Raw genomic sequence first — 17,619 nt, forward strand, 5'->3', positions numbered from 1 at the left:
CCTGCGGGGTTTGGGTCTGGCAAAAAGAACGATTATGGGCGAAAGGCCGCGTTAGACAAAATCCTTTGTCGCCCCAGGGCCCAGACGACAACGGTTCTCAACATCCGCGACGGTCACGCGGCGAGTCGGAAACAGCTATGCTCGGACCATGAATCCGTTTCCCGCCTTGCATCATTTGCCCCGTCAACTACGTCATCCCGAGGTGCGGGACCTGGCGTGGGTGATCCTCGCCCCGCCGATGCTGGAACAGACACCCTGGCCCCAGCGTCATCCCCTGGCCGGCAGCGACTGGGTACAGCAACCCGCGGCACTGGAGCAATGGCTCAAGCAACTGGACCAGGACAGCAGCGCCCTGCTGCATTGGCTGAGCCTGGCCCGTACCCGGCGCCTGGGCCTGTATTACGAGCGCCTTTGGCAGTTTGCGGTGCAACATGCCCCAGGCGTGCAATTGCTGGCGGCCAACCTGCCGATCCGCCAGGCCGGGCATACCCTGGGCGAGCTGGACATGCTGCTGCGCGACCGCGACGGCGTGCATCACCTGGAACTGGCGATCAAACTCTACCTCGGCCCCCAGGACGGCAGCGGCCAGGACACGGCACAGTGGCTGGGCCCTGGCTGCCATGACCGACTGGATCGCAAACTGGCGCATCTGGCTGACCATCAACTGCCCATCTCGGCCAGGGCGGAAAGTCGCGAGGTACTGGCGGCGCTGGATATCCAACAGTTCGATGCCCATCTGTGGCTGGGAGGCTACTTGCTGTACCCCTGGCCCGGCGAGGCTGGGCCGCCCCTTGGCGCCCACCCCCAGCACTTGCGGGGGCGCTGGTTGCATCAGCGTGACTGGCTGGATTTTATCCGCAACAGTCCAGCGGGCCGCTGGCAGCCGCTGCCCCGCCATGCCTGGCTTGCACCGGCGCATTACCCTGCCGGGGAAATCTGGAGTGAAGAACAGATGCAGCGCTGGCTGGCCGACCTTGACCCGATGGCGCCGGCACAGTTGTTGGTGCGGATGATTCCGAACGGCGGGGACTGGGAGGAAGCGGAACGGCTGTTTCTGGTGGCGGATCTTTGGCCGAATGTGCCGGGGGCGGGTTGATATTTGTGGGGTGGGTTTGCGGGCCTCAGCGCTACAGACTATCAATATGCCGATAATCGACCTGCAACCCGGCAGCCAGCTCCCGAGCCCGCCCCAGCCGGATCGGCCCACGTTCGATATCCACCAACAACCCCGGACAATCCAGCAGCGGTAATGGACCGATATCCTTGAGCCGGCCATCGGTCATCACCAGCAACCGTTGCTGCTCGGCCGGGTAGCGCTGACGGCGGGCCTTGAGCCAGTGCCCGGCCTCGGTCAATGCCGCCAGCAGCGGTGTACCACCACCGGCGCCCAACGCTTGCAACCAGCGGCCCAAATCTTTGGCGGCCTTCAAGCCTTGTACCTGCCAGCTCGGCACTTGCCCGCTCACCGTCAACAACGCCAATCGCGCGCGCTGGCGATAAGCATCGTCAAACACCTGGGCAAGCACGCCTTTGGCGTCACTCAAGGCTTGATGGCGACGGGTAGACGCCGACGCATCGACAATCACCAACCACAGTTCATGGGGCGAACGACTGCGCAGTCGATACACCAGGTCTGCCCGACGTTGCGGCCGCCCGCCGAGCAAGGTCGCCGGCCAGTTGACCGAGCCCTCGGCGCCATTGCGTGCCCGCCCCTGCCTGCCCTTGTCCAGTCGACCCGCCTTGGGCCGGGCATCCGCCCCCACGTCAGGCCGGGGGCGAATGCCTAGGGCTTTTTTGGCCAGGCCGGCACTTCACGCCGGGCGCCCATGGCTTGCGCAGGCGCAGGCATTTCGCCCCACTGGCCCTGGCCAACAGAAGACTCAGGGGACTCAGAGGGCTTGGGCGCCTGAGCGCTGTCGGGCGGGCTTGCGGGCGATACTTGCTCCTGGCGCCGATGACGCAAGGCAAACTCGGCTACCGCTTCTATATCTTCCTCACTGATCGCCGGGGCCCCACGCCAGGCCGCATGCGCCCGCGCCCCGCGCAGCCACACCAGGTCGGCGCGCAGGCCATCGACACCGGCCGCAAAGCAGCGCTCGGTAATCTGTGCCAGGGCCTGATCATCCAGGGCGATGCTGTCCAGTCGCGCGCGAGCCTGGGTACAACGCTCGCGCAACGCGGCCTGTTGTCCAGCCCACTGCGCACAGAAACCCTGGGCATCGCTGTCGAAATCCAGGCGCCGACGGATGATCTGCCCACGCTCGGCCGGCAACGTCTGCCCGCTCAACGCCACATTGAAACCAAAGCGATCCAGCAGTTGCGGGCGCAATTCACCCTCTTCCGGGTTCATGGTGCCGATCAGCACGAAGCGCGCCGCATGCCGGTGGGAGATACCGTCGCGCTCGATCAGGTTGGTGCCGCTGGCGGCGACGTCGAGCAACAGGTCCACCAAGTGGTCGGGCAGCAAGTTGACTTCATCGACATACAGCACGCCGCCGTCGGCCTTGGCCAATACACCGGGGGAAAACTGCGCCCGGCCTTCGCCAAGTGCTGCATCCAGGTCGAGGGTGCCCACCAGGCGCTCTTCAGTGGCGCCCAAAGGCAAGGTGACAAACTGCCCGCTGGCCAGCAGGTCTGCCAGGCCACGGGCCAGGGTGGACTTGGCCATGCCGCGCGGGCCTTCGATCAGCACACCGCCGATCTTCGGGTCGATGGCGGTCAGGCACAGCGCCAGCTTCAGCTCGTCGGCGCCGACCACGGCGGACAGTGGGAAATGCGGGGTGTCAGTCATACTGATATCTCGATGAATTCTGTAGCGCCCCTGTAGGAGCGAGCTTGCTCGCGAAAATAGTCAAGGTTGACGCGAGCATTCTGGATGAGCGCGTTGCCCTTGCGTTTTTCGCGAGCAAGCTCGCTCCTACCGTGAGGCGTGCGCTCTGGTAAGCATCAGGTGTCTTCTTCTATATCCAGCAACAGGTTTTCCAATGCCTCGCGGTACGCCCCCGGTTCCTGCCACATCCCGCGCTGCTGGGCTTCCAGCATGCGCTCGGTCATGTCACGCAGGGCATCGGGATTGTGCTGCTGCACAAACGCCCGAGTGTCGGGGTCGAGCAGGTAGGCATCGGCCAGCAATGCATATTGATGATCGTCGATCAACGCGGTGGTAGCGTCAAAGGCGAACAGATTGTCCACCGTCGCCGCCATCTCGAACGCGCCTTTATAGCCGTGGCGCTTGACCCCTTCGATCCACTTGGGATTGGCGGCGCGGGAACGGATCACCCGGTTCAGCTCTTCCTTCAGTGTGCGGATTTTCGGCAGGTCCGGCTGGCTATGATCGCCATGGTAGCTGGCGGCCTTTTCGCCGCTCAGGGTCTCCACGGCGGCGAGCATGCCACCCTGGAATTGATAGTAGTCATTGGAGTCGAGCAGATCGTGCTCACGGTTGTCCTGGTTCTGCAGCACCGCCTGCACCTGGCTCAAGCGCCGGGCGAATTGTTCGCGGGCGGCGGTGCCTTCATCAGAACCACCATAGGCGTAGCCGCCCCAATTGAGGTAGACCTCGGCCAGGTCTTCGCGGCTTTGCCATAAACGACCGTCAATGGCGCCCTGCACGCCCGCGCCATATGCGCCGGGCTTGGCGCCAAAAATGCGCCAGCCGGCCTGCCGGGTCGCCGCGTCTTCGTCCAGGCCAGACGCAATCAACGCCTTGCGCTCACTGCGCACCTTGGCCGCCAGCGGGTTCATGTCGTCCGGCTCATCCAGCGCCGCAACCGCCTGCACCGCAGCATCGAACAGGCGGATCAGGTTGGCGAAGGCATCGCGAAAGAAACCGGACACCCGCAGCGTGACGTCAACCCGTGGGCGGTCCAGCAGGCTGATTGGCAGGATTTCAAAGTCATCGACACGCTGGCTGCCTGTGGCCCACACCGGGCGTACACCCATCAGCGCCATGGCCTGGGCGATATCGTCGCCGCCGGTGCGCATGGTCGCGGTGCCCCACACGGAAAGCCCGAGTTGGCGCAAATGGTCGCCGTGGTCCTGCAGGTGGCGCTCAAGCATCAGGTGTGCGGACTGGAAGCCGATACGCCAGGCGGTGGTGGTCGGCAGATTGCGCACATCCACGGTGAAGAAGTTACGCCCGGTCGGCAGTACATCGAGGCGCCCACGGCTCGGCGCACCGCTGGGCCCGGCCGGCACGAAACGACCGCCCAGGGCATCCAGCAAACCGCGCATTTCCGCCGGGCCGCAGGCATCCAGGCGCGGCGCGACGACGATGCGCAGGCTTTCGATCACCGATTTCACTTCCTCCCAACCGGGCTCCTCAAGCTGTTCGAGCGGTCCTTCCAGTGCTTGTTCGATCAACCGCGCCGCATACAGCTCCAGGCGTTCACGGGTATCGCCAGCGGTGCGCCACAACTGTCCGTCGATCTTCTGCAACACCTCGGGGCGTCGCCCGGTCCAGGGTTCTGCCAGGGCACAGTCCAGCGGGTCAAAACCCAGCTCGAAGGCCTTGGCCAACACCCGCAGCAGGCTCGATTGCGGACCGCGCCCGTCGCCACGCGGGATACGCAGCAGGGCCAGCAAGGTGTCGATACGCAAGCGGCCCTCTGGCGACTCGCCAAAGATATGCAGGCCATCGCGGATCTGCGATTCCTTCAAATCGCACAGGTAGGTGTCCAGGCGCGGCAGCCAGACGGCAGCATCGGCATCATTGTCCAGCTCAAGTTCTTGATCGATGCGGGTTTCGCGCACCAGCTTGAGGATGTCCTTCTGCAGTTCCAGGGCGCGGCGTGGGTCGAGCAACTGCGCTTCGTAATACTCGTCCGCCAACAACTCCAGGTTGCGCAGCGGGCCGTAGGTTTCGGCGCGGGTCAGCGGCGGCATCAGGTGGTCGATGATCACCGCCTGGGTACGGCGCTTGGCCTGGGCGCCCTCGCCCGGATCGTTGACGATAAACGGATAGATATTGGGCAACGGGCCCAGTAGCGCATCCGGCCAGCAGTTCTCGGACAGCCCGACGCCTTTGCCCGGCAACCACTCCAGGTTGCCATGCTTGCCGACGTGGATCACGCCATGGGCGCCGTAGGTGTGGCGCAGCCAGAAATAGAACGCCAGGTAAGCGTGGGGCGGTACCAGATCCGGGTCGTGGTAGACCGCGCTGGCATCCACCTGGTAACCCCGGGCCGGCTGGATGCCGACAAAGGTCAGGCCCAGGCGCAGGCCGGCGATCATCATGCGCCCGTCGCGACACATCGGGTCGTTGTGTGGTGTGCCCCAGCGTTCCAGCACGGCCTGGCGATTAGCTTGGGGCAGGCGCATGAACATCGCCTCGTACTCATCCAGGCCCAGGCTTTGCTGGCAAGGACGCAGGTCGAGGCTATCGAGGTCGTTGGTCACACCGCCGAGCAGCTCGTGGATCAGGGCGGTGCCGCTGCCGGGTAGCGTTTGCGGCAGCGGATAGCCCTCGGCTTGCAGGGCAAGCAGGATATTCAAGGCGGCGGCCGGTGTGTCCAGGCCCACGCCGTTGCCGATGCGCCCGTCGCGGGTCGGGTAATTGGCGAGAATCAGTGCGATACGTTTATCTGCATTTGGCACCCGTGCCAGCTCGACCCAGCGCCCTGCCAGCTCGGCTACGAAGTCCATGCGCTCGGGCGCCGCGCGGTAGCACACCACGTCCGACTGACTGCGTTCGCTGCGCCAGGCCAAATCCTTGAAGCTGATCGGACGGCTGATGATGCGCCCATCCAGTTCCGGCAAGGCGATGTGCATCGCCAGGTCGCGGGGCCCCAGGCCCTGCTCGCTGGCTTCCCAGCCGGGCTGGTTGTCCTGGGCGCAGATCGCCTGGATCACCGGGATATTGCGGCGAAACGGTCGCAAATGGGGGGCTTCGGGGCTGGATTGGGCAAAGCCGGTGGTGTTGAGAATCACCGCCGCCTGAACCTCATCCAGCAGATCCTCGACCACCGCCAGGCAGCCGGGCTCTTTCAAACTGGCCACCGCCATCGGCAGCGGGTTAAGACCCGCCGCCTGCAAGCGCTGGCAGAAAACATCAATAAAACCAGTATTGGCCGCCTGCAAGTGCGAACGGTAGAACAGCACCGCCGCCACCGGCCATTCGGCGTTCCAGTCTGCCTGCCAGTGATTCAGGCGGGCATTGGCCTGGTGCGGGTGATAAATCGCCGTGCGCGGCAGGGTTTGCGGCTCGGCCCACGGGTAATCACGGCCCAAGTAGCGACTGGCCAGGCAGCGATAGAAATCCAGCGCATTACCCAGCCCGCCCTGGCGCAGAAAGTGCCACAGGCGGTCGCGTTCTGCGGCGCAGACGCTACTCAAGCTGCTGAGTTCAGGATCGGGGCGGTCGTCCCCCGGTACCAGAATCAACTGCACGCCTTGCCCGGCCAGCTCCACCAGGCGCTGGATACCGTAACGCCAATATCCGATGCCGCCGTGCAGGGAAATCAGGATGACCTTGGCGTGGCGCAGCACTTGGTCGACGTACAGGTCCACCGAGGCATGGCTCTGCACCTGCATCGGGTTGGCCAGGCGCAGGCTCGGGTAGTCGTCGGGCAGTTGCTGCGCCGCTTCGGCCAGCAGCGCCAGGCTGGAATCACCGCTGCACAGGATCACCAGCTCGGCGGGGGTTTGTCCAAGGTCGGCGATGTTGTCATCGCTGATGAAACCACCGGGCTGGGTCCTGAGCAGATGCATGGGTTAAACGCTGAGCGCAGCGCGCAGTTGTGCTTCGAGGCCAGCGGCATCCAGATCCTGGCCGATCAGCACCAGGCGCGTGATGCGTGCTTCGTCGGCGCTCCAGGCGCGGTCGAAGTGCTTGTCGAAACGCGTGCCCACGCCCTGGATCAGCAGGCGCATCGGCTTGTTCGGGATCGCCGCAAAACCTTTGACACGCAGGATGCCGTGTTGCACCACCAACTGGGTCAAGGCATCGAGCAGCAGCGCTTCGTCAGCCTGTGGCAGGTCGATGGAGATGGAGTCAAAAGCATCGTGATCGTGATCGTCCTCACCTTCGTGGTGATGATCGTGATGACTGTGGCGCCCATCGATATGCTCCTCGGAACCGGCGCCCAGGCCAATCAATACGTCCAGGGGCAGGCGACCGCTGCTGGCTTCGACGATCTTCACCGCTGGCGGCAGTTCTTCGGCGACTTCCAGGCGTACCCGGGCCAGGTCTTCGGCGCTGATCAGGTCGGTTTTGTTGAGGATCACCAAGTCGGCGCTGGCCAGTTGGTCGGCAAACAGTTCGTGCAGCGGTGATTCGTGGTCCAGATTGGGATCCAGTTTACGCTGGGCGTCGACCTGATCCGGGAATGCAGCGAAGGTGCCGGCGGCCACGGCCGGGCTGTCGACCACGGTAATCACGGCGTCTACGGTGCAGGCGCTGCGGATTTCCGGCCATTGGAAGGCCTGGACCAGCGGTTTTGGCAGGGCCAGGCCGGAAGTTTCGATCAGGATATGGTCAAGGTCGCCACGGCGCGCGACCAGTTCACGCATCACCGGGAAGAACTCTTCCTGCACGGTGCAGCACAGGCAGCCGTTAGCCAGCTCATACACACGGCCGTTGGCTTCTTCTTCCGTGCAACCGATGGAGCACTGCTTGAGGATCTCGCCGTCGATGCCCAGCTCACCGAACTCGTTGACGATCACGGCAATGCGGCGGCCCTGGGCGTTATCCAGCATATGGCGCAGCAAGGTGGTTTTGCCCGAGCCGAGAAAGCCGGTGACGATAGTGACGGGGAGTTTGGCCAGTGTTTTCATCGGATGCCCTTTGGGGCGGGCATACGGGACGACTGGCCCTGCGGCGGCGCGCAGGCGCTGGATTCGTCACCGGATCACCCCGCCCGGTTGAAATGGAAAATCGGTTGCGAGGCAGGTCTCCTGGCTTGGGGCTTGCCAGCCTGGTGGCTGGCGCTGGCTGCGCCTTCCCGCCGGGTTCAGGCAGTGGCGTAGCAGTCAGATAAACCCTTTACAGTTGCGGGGGCAGCCGCGGCTTGGACCGCGTTCCCTTCTTAGCTTCGACCGGGGCCGAAGAACCTCGAACGTGCAAGGCTACGCAGTGCATGAGGACCGGTCAATTGAAAAGCGGTCGCTCAAGCCTGACCTCCTCGCCACAGGTACAGATTGACGGCCGTCCCGCGCCCATGCTCTCCTACACATCTTGTTTCAGGTGCCCTTCACAGGGTGAAACGGGAAACCGGTGACTCATGCCTGCATGACAGTCCGGTGCTGCCCCCGCAACGGTAAGCGAGCGAAGCGTCAGATCCACTGTGCCCCGGCATGGGAAGGTGATGCTTTCAGGCCCAGAGCCCCTCGCAAGCCCGGAGACCGGCCCGAACAATCAGATAACAAACCCGCGGTGGGCGGGCGCTGTTCAGAACCCTGCGTGCCCGGCTCGCGGGGTTTTCATGCGCTCGTGTCACCCTGCCACTCGAAAGGGACGTGCCATGTCGATCATCAGCAGCACCTCACATACCGCCAGCACCAGCGCCACTTTGAGCCAACGCCTGACCGCCGCCATCGGCGCGTCGATCCTCGGTGCGTGCCTGGTGTATTTCGCCGGGTTCTCCCATATCGAGGCCGTGCACAACGCCGCCCACGATACGCGCCACAGCGCCGCCTTCCCGTGCCATTGAGACCTGCCGCCATGATCAAGCGTATTGCGCAAACCGCAGGGTTCACCGGCCTGCTGGCCGCCCTGTTGCTGACTCTGCTGCAAAGTTTCTGGGTGGCTCCGCTGATTCTGCAGGCCGAGACCTTCGAAAACGCCCCGGCTGCGACCGAAGTGCATGAGCATGCCGCAGGCGCTGCGGCCCATAGCCACGACGCCGAAGCGTGGGAGCCTGAAAATGGCTGGCAACGCGTGCTGTCCACCACCGGCGGCAACCTGGTGGTCGCCGTCGGTTTTGCGCTGATGCTGGCCGGCCTGTACACCCTGCGCGCCCCGACGCGCACCGCCCAGGGCTTGCTCTGGGGCCTGGCCGGCTATGCGACCTTTGTTCTGGCTCCCACCCTCGGTTTGCCGCCTGAGCTGCCGGGCACTGCGGCGGCTGACCTGGCGCAACGGCAGATCTGGTGGATCGGCACGGCAGCGTCTACCGCCGCTGGCATTGCGTTGATTGTGTTTGGCCGCAACTGGCTGCTGAAAATCCTTGGCGTGGCGATCCTGGCGGTGCCCCATGTCATGGGTGCGCCACAGCCGGAAGTTCACTCGATGCTCGCCCCCGAAGCATTGGAAGCCCAATTCAAGATCGCCTCGCAGCTGACCAACGTCGCGTTCTGGCTGGCTTTGGGGCTGATCAGCGCCTGGTTGTTTCGCCGCAATCGTGACGATCAATACGCGGCATGATTCTGACTGTCGGCCTGGGTTGTCAGCGTGGCTGTGAGGTTGAGGCCTTGCTGGAACTGTTCAACAGCGCTCTGGCCGAGGCCGGTATCGACCCCGGCCAGATAAACGCATTGGCAAGTATTGCCCACAAGCGTGATGAACCGGGCATGATCGCCCTGGCCAACGCCTTGAATCTGCCATTGCAGTGCTTTGATGCACAACAACTGCTGCCTTACGAAGGGCGATTGAGCCACAGGTCGGCTGTGGTTTTCGCCCATACAGGGTGCTACGGCATCGCCGAAAGTGCCGCTTTGGCATTGGCAGAACAGCTCGCCAACGCCCCTGCCCGACTGCTGATCACCCGCAAAAAAGCCGCCAGGGCCACGTTTGCATTGGCCTGCGCCGGCTAAAGTCCGATAATTGCCCCTCTCGATCATGAGCCGTACTCATGCTCGCCCGCTTTTGCACAGGATTTTTCCATGACTGTTTTCTTCATCGGCGCTGGTCCCGGCGACCCGGAACTGATCACCGTCAAGGGCCAGCGCCTGATCCGCAGTTGCCCGGTGATCATCTACGCAGGCTCACTGGTGCCGGCTGCCGTACTCGAAGGGCATCGGGCCGAACAGGTGGTCAACAGCGCCGAACTGAACCTGGAGCAGATCATTGGCTTGATCAAGGTCGCCCATGAGAAAGGCCAGGACGTGGCGCGGGTACATTCCGGTGATCCGAGCCTGTATGGGGCGATTGGCGAACAAATCCGCCATTTGCGCGAGCTGGGGATCCCCTTCCAGATCATTCCCGGGGTCACGGCGGTGGCAGCCTGTGCCGCGCTGCTGGAAACTGAACTGACCCTGCCGGATATCGCCCAAAGCGTGATCCTGACCCGTTATGCGGACAAAACCACGATACCGGCCGGTGAAGCCTTCGCCAGCCTGGCCAGCCATGGCACGACCATGGCGGTGCACCTGGGGGTCAATCATCTGCAGAGAATCGTCGCCGAACTGCTGCCGCACTATGGCGCGGATTGCCCGATTGCCGTGGTGCATCGCGCGACGTGGCCGGATCAGGATTGGGCCATTGGCACCTTGGCGGATATTGTCGAAAAGGTCGCGGCGAAGGGTTTCAGGCGCACGGCGCTGATCGTGGTGGGCCGGGTGTTGGCCAGTGATCACTTCAGCGAATCCTCGCTGTATCGCGCAAGTCACGCCCACCTCTACCGCCCCTGATACTACGCAGGACAAAATGTGGGAGCGGGCTTGCTCGCGATGGCGGTTTGTCAGTAATAGATGCACTGACTGGTACACCGCTATCGCGAGCAAGCCCGTCCCCACAGTTGATCTTCTTTGTTAGAAAGGTTGTGTAAGGTAATGATTTATTGGCATAAAAAAACGGCGCTCACGGGGCGCCGTTTTTATCTGCAGTGAACACCTTACTTAGTAGTAGGCGTTTTCTTTCTGCGTGTGGTCGGTCACGTCACGTACACCCTTGAGCTCGGGGATCCGCTCCAGCAACGTGCGCTCGATACCTTCGCGCAAGGTCACGTCAGCCTGGCCGCAGCCCTGGCAGCCACCACCGAACTTGAGCACGGCGATGCCGTCATCCACCACGTCGATCAGGCTGACCTGGCCGCCATGGCTGGCCAGGCCCGGGTTGATTTCGGTTTGCAGGTAATAGTTGATGCGCTCATTAACCGGGCTGTCGGCATTGACGTTCGGCACCTTGGCGTTAGGGGCCTTGATGGTCAATTGGCCACCCATGCGGTCAGTGGCGTAGTCGACCACGGCATCGTCAAGGAAGGCTTCGCTGAAGGCGTCGATGTACGCGGTGAAGCTCTTGAGCCCCAGGGCGGTGTCTTCAGGCTTTTCTTCCCCCGGCTTGCAGTAGGCAATGCACGTCTCTGCGTACTGGGTGCCAGGCTGGGTAATGAAGACGCGGATGCCGATACCCGGGGTGTTCTGCTTGGACAGCAGATCAGCCAGGTAATCGTGGGCGGCGTCGGTAATGGTTATGGCAGTCATGGGAACTCCTCACAGGCTTGCTGGCAGTTTACGCCAATCGCCTGCGCGGTACAAAGTCCTAGTATTTTTGTCAGGCAAATCCGCATCTACAGGTTCTCGTAGCGATTCATGTCCAGCACACCCTCTTCCACCGGCGTGGTTTCGTGCAGGTACTGCGACAAATCGTGGAAGTACTCCCAGAACTGCGGGTGACTGCGGCGGATGCCCCAGCGCTCGACAATCCGCTCAAAACGCTTGGCGTCCCTGGCCAACTCCATGTCTTCGACGAACTCCGGTACATCCTCGGCCGGCACGTTGAAGATGAAGTTGGGGTAGCTGCTGAGCACGCCTGGGTAGATCGTCAGGGTATCCAGGCCCGGCTGATAGCGATAAGCCTCGCCCAACATGAATGCCACGTTACTGTGGGCGCGGTTGCGCAGCAGGCTGTAGACCTCGCGTTTGCCGCTGCGGGTCTGGATGCGCAGCAGGGTGGCTTCGGGCAATTGCTCGATCACCTTGAGCCCGGCCGCCGGCCTTGAGGTCAGGCGACTGAGGGTCTGTTCGGCGTCGCGCAGTTGCGGGTCGATACCGGGACGTGAGCAATAGGCGCTTATGCAGCGATTGATCGGATCCGGGCTGGCATTCAAATGGCCATAACGGGCAAGCAACTGGTTGGCAAAGTCACGCTTCGGGTCCTGTGCATCCAGCTTCAGGCCCGTGGGCTTGTCGTTGTCGATGGCTTCATAGTCCAGCCACAGCTTGACCTTGCCGCTGTTCTGGTACCAGTCGTCGAGGAAACCATCCCGTGAGTCCGCAGGCATCAGGCGCAGGAAGTTCTGCTCGGCGCCATTGCGGATCAGGTCGAAATACAGGCGCGTCTGGGCCTGGTGCGAGACATTGCCAAACACATCGAAATTGACCGCCAACTGGTAATAGGTGCGCTCCAGCAGTGGGTAGTCGAATAGCCACATAGTCTGCGGCACTTCGCCAATCAGGCCCTTGGTCACCGAGGCACTGTCGAAGTGGCGGAAAATGCTCAGCAGCGCGTTGTCATTGCCCTCCCACAGGCTCGACCAGCCCGGCGCCGGCAAGTCGGCGTAGTTGTCGCGGCGCAGGGCCTCGTACTCATTGCGTTTGTCGCGGTAGGCCAGCCACAGGCCCAGCACGCTGCCCACGTCATCGTTCTGCCCCGGCATCGCCAGCAACGGCGTGGCCTGGCCGCGATAACGGGCATCGGTGATGTACAAGTCGTGGTCCGGATCCTGGAACAGGGTCCAGAAGTTGTCGCGGATCACGTCCGTGGCAATCTGCCCCCGGCACACCGGCCCACGGATAAAGGTGCGCACGAAGTATTCGGCGTTATCCAGCATGAACTGGTAGCGCGCCTTGGCCGGGATTGCCTCGAAGGTTTCGAACGGGTTGGCCCGGCGGCCAGGCCCATAGCCCGGTAATGCCACGGCTTGCCAGTCGCCGCTGTAGAACAGCGACTTGATCCGCGCCATCTTCGCCGCGCTGAACGGATAGGTGATGTGGGTCTTGTGCACGATCACCCCTTGTACCGGCCACAAGCGGTAGTACACCTGGGTGCCCGGATCGTCATTGGGACGCCGGGTGTTGATCAGGTCGATCGGCTGGCCACTGGGCGTACGCGAGCGTACCCACTGGAAATAATGCCCCGGCTCGCCGCCTTCAAAATAGATATGGGCCAGGAACAGATGCTCGTACAGCCAGCGCGCCACCAGGCTTTCCCGCGCGCCGGGCTGGTTCAGCAGGTTTTCCCATTGCTGTACCTGCAAGGCTTCCTGGGCGCTGGGCGCCAGGCCTTGCTCGTCAATTGGCGCGCCGGACGCCAGCCAGCGTTGCAGGGTCTGGTACTGCTGGTCGGTCAGGCCGGTGACGGCCAGCGGCATGCCTTCTTTGGGGTGCGCGCCAGCGTAGGCCTCGAACTCACCGGGTAACGGGCACATGTTCTCGCGGTTCAGGCCCAACACGATCTCATCAGGCAGCTTGGCATTGGGCGCCAGCGGCGTTTTATGGCCCAATTCCAACATGCGCGCCATCAGCCCGGCCTGGGTGCCCTGGGCGTCCAGCACCGAGCCAAACCCCTGGCGCTGCCAGGCCGTCTTGCCAAAGGCGTCATAAAACAGTCGGGTCGGCTGCGAAGCCTGGCTACGCTCGCCGTTGTACACGGGGATTTTGCTCGCGCCACGTGCCGCACCTTCGCCACTGCCCAGGTTGAGCTGGCAGGCGGAGTCGTAGCAGGCATGGCAAGCCACGCATTTCTCGGTGAAGATCGGCTGAATGTCACGGGTATAGGAAATCGCCGGGGCGGGTCCGTTGGCCTGTGCGATGCAGGCGACCAACGCCAAGGCGGCACTGGTGATGATGCGAAGTGACATGTATCCGGTCCCGATTCAAAGCATGCGCTGAAAAATTGCGGCAATTCTACCGATGTCGACGCGCCATCAACATGAGCGATATTCATGCAAAACCCTGACATGCTCTAAAAGCGCACAGGTTTGCTATGATCCACGCCCTCCGTAATGCCTGATTAGAGTAGTCCCATGTCCGATCGTAGCACTCGCCTGCAAGCCCTCCAGCAAGCCCTCAAGGAACGCATCCTGATCCTCGATGGTGGCATGGGCACGATGATCCAGAGCTATAAGCTGGAGGAAGAGGACTACCGCGGCAAACGCTTCGCCGACTGGCCGAGCGACGTCAAGGGCAACAACGACCTGTTGATCCTCACCCGTCCGGATGTAATCGGCGGGATCGAGAAGGCGTACCTGGATGCCGGTGCCGACATCCTCGAAACCAACACATTCAACGCCACCCAGGTGTCCCAGGCCGACTATGGCATGGAGGCGCTGGCCTATGAGCTGAACCTGGAAGGCGCACGCCTGGCCCGCCGGGTCGCCGACGCCAAGACCCTCGAAACCCCGGACAAGCCACGCTTTGTCGCCGGCGTCCTCGGCCCCACCAGCCGCACCTGCTCGCTGTCGCCAGATGTGAACAACCCCGGCTACCGCAACGTGACCTTCGATGAACTGGTGGAGAACTACACCGAGGCCACTAAAGGCCTGATCGAAGGCGGTGCGGACATGATCCTCATCGAAACCATCTTCGACACCCTCAACGCCAAGGCCGCGATCTTCGCCGTGCAGGGCGTGTACGAAGAGCTGGGTGTCGAGCTGCCGATCATGATTTCCGGGACCATCACCGACGCCTCCGGCCGCACCCTGTCGGGCCAGACCACCGAGGCGTTCTGGAACTCCATCAGCCACGCCAAGCCGATTTCCGTCGGTTTGAACTGCGCCCTGGGCGCCAGTGAGCTGCGTCCATACCTGGAAGAGTTGTCGAACAAGGCTGACACCTATGTATCGGCACACCCCAACGCCGGCCTGCCCAACGAGTTCGGCGAGTACGACGAGCTGCCAGCGCAAACCGCCAAGGTCATCGAGGAGTTCGCCCAGAGCGGCTTCCTCAATATCGTCGGCGGCTGCTGCGGCACCACGCCGGGGCATATCGAGGCCATCGCCAAGGCCGTGGCTGGCTATGCGCCGCGCCCGATCCCGGACATTCCCAAGGCCTGCCGCCTGTCGGGCCTGGAGCCGTTTACCATCGATCGCCAGTCGCTGTTCGTCAACGTCGGCGAGCGCACGAATATCACCGGTTCAGCCAAGTTCGCCCGCCTGATCCGCGAGGACAACTACACCGAAGCCCTGGAAGTCGCCCTGCAGCAGGTGGAAGCCGGCGCCCAGGTGATCGATATCAACATGGACGAGGGCATGCTCGATTCGAAGAAGGCCATGGTGACCTTCCTCAATCTGATTGCCGGCGAGCCGGATATCTCCCGTGTGCCGATCATGATCGACTCTTCCAAGTGGGAAGTGATCGAGGCTGGCCTCAAATGCATCCAGGGCAAGGGCATCGTCAACTCCATCAGCATGAAGGAAGGCGCCCCGCAGTTCATCCATCACGCCAAGCTGTGCAAGCGCTACGGCGCAGCGGTGGTGGTGATGGCGTTCGACGAAGCCGGCCAGGCCGACACCGAGGCGCGCAAGAAAGAGATCTGCAAACGCTCCTACGACATTCTGGTCAATGAAGTGGGCTTCCCGCCCCAAGACATTATCTTCGACCCGAACATCTTTGCCGTGGCCACCGGTATTGAAGAACACAACAACTACGCCGTCGACTTTATCAACGCCTGCGCCTACATCCGCGATGAGCTGCCGTATGCGCTGACCTCGGGCGGCGTGTCCAACGTGTCGTTCTCGTTCCGCGGCAACAACCCGGTGCGCGAGGCGATCCACTCGGTGTTCCTGCTGTATGCGATCCGCAATGGCTTGACCATGGGTATCGTCAACGCCGGCCAACTGGAGATCTACGACCAGATCCCCGCCGAGCTGCGCGACGCGGTGGAAGACGTGGTGCTCAACCGTACCCCGGAAGGCACCGACGCCCTGCTCGCCATCGCCGACAAGTACAAGGGCGATGGCAGCGTCAAGGAAGCCGAGACCGAGGAATGGCGTGGCTGGGAAGTCAACAAACGCCTGGAGCATGCACTGGTCAAGGGCATCACCACCCATATCGTGGAAGACACCGAAGAATCCCGGCAGTCGTTCGCGCGCCCGATCGAGGTGATCGAAGGTCCGTTGATGTCCGGCATGAACATCGTCGGCGACCTGTTTGGTGCCGGCAAAATGTTCCTGCCCCAGGTGGTGAAATCTGCCCGTGTGATGAAGCAGGCCGTGGCCCACCTGATCCCGTTCATCGAACTGGAAAAAGGCGACAAGCCAGAAGCCAAGGGCAAGATCCTCATGGCCACCGTCAAAGGTGACGTACACGACATCGGCAAGAACATTGTCGGCGTGGTGCTGGGTTGCAACGGCTACGACATTGTCGACCTGGGTGTGATGGTGCCGGCCGAGAAGATTTTGCAGGTGGCCAAGGAGCAGAAGTGCGACATCATCGGCCTGTCCGGCCTGATCACACCGTCCCTGGATGAAATGGTGCACGTGGCCCGCGAGATGCAGCGCCAGGACTTCCACCTGCCGCTGATGATCGGTGGCGCGACCACCTCCAAGGCGCACACCGCAGTAAAAATCGAACCCAAGTACAGCAACGATGCGGTGATCTACGTAACCGACGCCTCGCGCGCGGTGGGCGTGGCCACCCAGTTGCTGTCCAAGGAGCTCAAGGCCGGTTTCGTCGAGAAAACCCGCCTGGAATACATCGACGTGCGTGAGCGCACCTCGAACCGCAGCGCCCGCACCGAACGCCTGAGCTACCCGGCGGCCATCGCCAAGAAGCCACAGTTCGACTGGAGCACCTACACCCCGGTCAAGCCAACGTTTACCGGGGCCAAGGTGCTGGACAATATCGATCTCAAGGTACTGGCCGAATACATCGACTGGACACCGTTTTTCATCTCCTGGGACCTGGCCGGCAAATTCCCACGCATCCTCACCGATGAAGTGGTCGGTGAAGCGGCGACCGCGCTGTACGCCGATGCACAGGAAATGCTCAAGAAGCTGATCGACGAAAAGCTCATCAGCGCCCGTGCCGTGTTTGGCTTCTGGCCGACCAACCAGGTGCAGGACGATGACCTGGAAGTCTACGGCGACGACGGCCAGCCGATTGCCAAGCTGCATCACCTGCGCCAGCAGATCATCAAGACCGACGGCAAGCCGAACTTCTCCCTGGCCGACTTTGTTGCGCCCAAGGACAGCGGCGTGACCGATTACATCGGTGGGTTCATCACCACCGCCGGCATCGGCGCCGAGGAAGTAGCCAAGGCCTACCAGGACGCGGGCGACGACTACAACTCGATCATGGTCAAGGCCCTGGCCGACCGCCTGGCCGAGGCTTGCGCCGAGTGGCTGCACCAGCAGGTGCGTAAAGATCACTGGGGCTATGCCAAGGACGAAGAACTGGACAACGAGGCGCTGATCAAGGAGCAGTACAGCGGTATCCGCCCTGCCCCCGGCTACCCGGCGTGCCCGGACCATACCGAAAAAGCCCAGTTGTTCCAGTTGCTGGACCCTGAGGCCCGCGAAATGCAGGCCGGACGTAGCGGTGTGTTCCTCACCGAACACTACGCGATGTTCCCGGCAGCGGCGGTCAGCGGCTGGTACTTCGCCCACCCGCAGGCGCAGTACTTTGCCGTGGGCAAGATCGACAAGGACCAGGTAACGAGCTACACCGCACGTAAAGGCCAGGACCTGGCCGTGACCGAACGCTGGCTGACGCCGAACCTGGGTTACGACAACTGAGGGTTGC

The 17,619-nt window shown here is 62.7% G+C and carries 12 protein-coding genes and 2 riboswitches; of the genes, 6 read left to right on the top strand and 6 right to left on the bottom strand.

The genetic code is table 11. The features are described 5' to 3' along the window. Nucleotides 1–148: 148 nt before the first annotated feature. A complete protein-coding gene (locus H097_RS16915) occupies nt 149–1,096 on the top strand; it encodes a DUF1853 family protein (RefSeq protein WP_032861185.1) in 948 nt (315 codons plus the stop codon). A gap of 31 nt (nt 1,097–1,127) precedes the next feature. Here the strand turns inward: H097_RS16915 and H097_RS16920 are convergent, their stop codons facing one another. The 4 genes from H097_RS16920 to cobW all read right to left on the bottom strand — a co-directional run bounded on the left by H097_RS16920 (nt 1,128) and on the right by cobW (nt 7,773). Continuing rightward, entirely contained in the window at nt 1,128–1,730 is a 603-nt protein-coding gene (locus tag H097_RS16920) for a VWA domain-containing protein (RefSeq protein ID WP_032861440.1), read from the bottom strand. A gap of 53 nt (nt 1,731–1,783) precedes the next feature. Next, a complete protein-coding gene (locus H097_RS16925) occupies nt 1,784–2,791 on the bottom strand; it encodes an AAA family ATPase (protein WP_032861186.1) in 1,008 nt (335 codons plus the stop codon). A 155-nt stretch (nt 2,792–2,946) separates the two neighbouring features. After that, on the bottom strand, nt 2,947–6,708 hold the full coding sequence (gene cobN / locus H097_RS16930; RefSeq protein ID WP_032861187.1) for a cobaltochelatase subunit CobN: 3,762 nt from the start codon (nt 6,706–6,708) through the stop codon (nt 2,947–2,949). Between the two features lie 3 nt (nt 6,709–6,711). Next, nucleotides 6,712–7,773, bottom strand: coding sequence for a cobalamin biosynthesis protein CobW (gene cobW / locus H097_RS16935; RefSeq protein WP_029291434.1), 1,062 nt, complete (start codon nt 7,771–7,773; stop codon nt 6,712–6,714). A 92-nt stretch (nt 7,774–7,865) separates the two neighbouring features. After that, a riboswitch (cobalamin riboswitch) is annotated at nt 7,866–8,068 on the bottom strand. A gap of 95 nt (nt 8,069–8,163) precedes the next feature. After that, nucleotides 8,164–8,364: riboswitch (cobalamin riboswitch) on the top strand. A gap of 95 nt (nt 8,365–8,459) precedes the next feature. On the opposite strand from cobW, the gene H097_RS16940 reads away from it, so the two are divergent. The 4 genes from H097_RS16940 to cobM all read left to right on the top strand — a co-directional run bounded on the left by H097_RS16940 (nt 8,460) and on the right by cobM (nt 10,566). Continuing rightward, complete coding sequence (locus H097_RS16940; RefSeq protein WP_032861188.1) at nt 8,460–8,648, top strand: CbtB-domain containing protein; 189 nt, start codon at nt 8,460–8,462, stop codon at nt 8,646–8,648. An 11-nt stretch (nt 8,649–8,659) separates the two neighbouring features. Continuing rightward, the gene (locus H097_RS16945) at nt 8,660–9,361 is read left to right on the top strand and encodes a CbtA family protein (RefSeq protein ID WP_032861190.1); all 702 of its coding nucleotides are present in this window, start codon (nt 8,660–8,662) and stop codon (nt 9,359–9,361) included. Then, nucleotides 9,358–9,750, top strand: a complete 393-nt coding sequence (locus tag H097_RS16950; RefSeq protein ID WP_032861192.1) for a cobalamin biosynthesis protein — start codon at nt 9,358–9,360, stop codon at nt 9,748–9,750. Before H097_RS16945 ends, H097_RS16950 begins: the two co-directional genes overlap by 4 nt. A 69-nt stretch (nt 9,751–9,819) precedes the next feature. After that, on the top strand, nt 9,820–10,566 hold the full coding sequence (gene cobM / locus H097_RS16955; RefSeq protein WP_032861193.1) for a precorrin-4 C(11)-methyltransferase: 747 nt from the start codon (nt 9,820–9,822) through the stop codon (nt 10,564–10,566). 207 nt (nt 10,567–10,773) lie between these two features. On the opposite strand, the gene nfuA is transcribed toward cobM, so the two are convergent. After that, entirely contained in the window at nt 10,774–11,358 is a 585-nt protein-coding gene (gene nfuA, locus H097_RS16960) for a Fe-S biogenesis protein NfuA (protein WP_003190728.1), read from the bottom strand. Between the two features lie 86 nt (nt 11,359–11,444). Beyond that, on the bottom strand, nt 11,445–13,736 hold the full coding sequence (locus H097_RS16965) for a fatty acid cis/trans isomerase (RefSeq protein ID WP_032861194.1): 2,292 nt from the start codon (nt 13,734–13,736) through the stop codon (nt 11,445–11,447). 165 nt (nt 13,737–13,901) lie between these two features. On the opposite strand from H097_RS16965, the gene metH reads away from it, so the two are divergent. After that, complete coding sequence (gene metH, locus H097_RS16970) at nt 13,902–17,612, top strand: methionine synthase (RefSeq protein WP_032861195.1); 3,711 nt, start codon at nt 13,902–13,904, stop codon at nt 17,610–17,612. The last annotated feature ends 7 nt before the right edge of the window (nt 17,613–17,619 follow it).

This window comes from Pseudomonas sp. FH4, from assembly GCF_000510915.2.
Classification (GTDB): Bacteria; Pseudomonadota; Gammaproteobacteria; order Pseudomonadales; family Pseudomonadaceae; genus Aquipseudomonas; species Aquipseudomonas brenneri.